General features: G+C 51.5%; 1 protein-coding gene. It reads left to right on the top strand.

Translation table 11 applies throughout. From position 1 onward, the window contains the following. The first annotated feature begins 588 nt into the window (after positions 1–588). Positions 589–873 carry a contact-dependent growth inhibition system immunity protein gene (locus tag BXA07_RS30705; protein WP_139335871.1) on the top strand — a complete coding sequence of 95 codons (285 nt, stop codon included), beginning with the start codon at positions 589–591 and terminating at the stop codon, positions 871–873. Positions 874–1704 lie beyond the last annotated feature (831 nt).

Genomic DNA, 1704 nt, shown 5'->3' with positions numbered 1-1704 from the left:
GTTCCTACTACCGCGTTGAATTGGACAGGGACGACAGCGAGTTTGAATACCTTGACTGGCGTCGTAAGCACTGAGCTTTGCCTGCTATCATTTCATTTGTACGGCGGCTTTGGGGCGGCACCTGCCAACGACGGCAGCCGGCCAAAAACGGCCCTTCATTCCAGTCCGTGTGAAACGTAAGGTCAACAATGAAACGAATTTCAGGCATATCGATAGCGCCGAAGGAATTGGACGAGCTGCAGGCAATCGCCCGAGTGGCGACTCGTACTGCGCTCGACGGATACGAACCAATGCCCGAGGAGTGGGCAAAAAATCTAACGCTTGGAACGGTTTTCGATGGTGACGACCGAATTTTTGAGCTATACGTCGCCGCAGAAAAGCCAGCTGACGCTGTGGTAATCAGTACTGCACGGGTCAACCGAAAATCGAGAAATGTCGTGGTCACAATCTCAAATCTCACGGAGCGAAAGCGAAGCTAGTCTCTTAGTTGCTGAGGAATGGCTACTATGGGGCGGACCCCGCCAACAGCGGCAACCGGGCAAAAGCTGCCACTCAGCAGCATCGAAGCCGACCGCAGAAGAGAGGGATATGAATAGTTCAGATGAAGCGCTCCATCAGTTCTTTGGCGGATATTTCCACCAAGACTGGCAGTTAGACGACCCGACGTGGCAAGTTGTGATTAGCCGATTTTTAAGGGAATCGACCCCAACCGATTCGGCGCTGGTTGCAGCGGGAATAGAACGTCTGATATCGGACTCTTCGCCCGATGAAACGCTTTGCTGTGTGGTGCAAAAACTGGGATGTGACTATTGGCCAGGTTCGTTTTCTGAAATGCGGATTTGGCTAAAGCAGGTAGTTTCGGAGTTACGTTAACTTGACGGCAGGCGGCCAAAAGCGGACATTCCAATTTACGAAAATTTAAATCTACTTTTGATCGATGAAACCGCCTATTTGCTCACTTTGCCACAGGGACTTCAGTTCTGAGTATTTTCATTATACAAGTGGTGGAGATGTAGTTCAGTTCGCCGACTTCCAACGGCTTAAAGAGGGAGCTGCGGGGCATCCCCGCGGACTTGAGTGGTTTTGCCGGGAACACTTGGAGCAAGCGCAGGCATATGCCTCATTGTGCTATGCCGAAGCGTTCTCTAGGTTGTACGAGCAGTTTGGAGAGTTTCCAGCAAAAGAGAGTTCGCCGTTGCACGATCCTTCTCTTTGGATAACGGCAATTGGTCCAAACGCAGCACGTGTATTCGCCATAATTCGCCAAGCAACGTCCATGACTCCGGCCGAAACAAAGCATGCTATGTCGCTGGGCCACCTAAAAGTCTCACAGGGTTGGCCATCGCAGTTTATTTTGTGGCAGCGCGCCCTGGTCGATGCCGACGCTACCGTAGAGGTTCGCTTTTAGCTGCATGTCAACCAGAATAGCTTGACGGCTCGCAGAGTTTTTGTGTGTCTGAACACACTTATTTTCAATTGCCGAGTTGAACGTCTGCCTTGGGGCGGAAGCGGACGGAGCCGATTAGCGCTCTGAGGCGCTGCCAGCAGCTTGCTCTCCTGATCCATAGTTCTCGAAAGATGAAAACCGATGGATCGTGTCGGGAACCTGGTAAGCGTAAAGCCAGCGCCGTCTTTACCTCGACTACTCCTGCCAGCATGATTTGAGGTTGAGACACAAATCGATTGTGTCCACAAACTCGATTA

Source organism: Janthinobacterium sp. TND4EL3 (genome assembly GCF_900156175.1).
Taxonomy (GTDB): domain Bacteria; phylum Pseudomonadota; class Gammaproteobacteria; order Burkholderiales; family Burkholderiaceae_D; genus Janthinobacterium.
The sequence above is the reverse complement of the archived record's forward strand: the minus strand, read 5'-3'. Positions and strand labels throughout refer to the sequence as shown.

Coding starts and splice junctions, on each gene's coding strand:
- BXA07_RS30705 (WP_139335871.1), top strand. CDS start 589: ATGAATAGTTCAGATGAAGCGCTCCATCAGTTCTTTGGCGGATATTTC.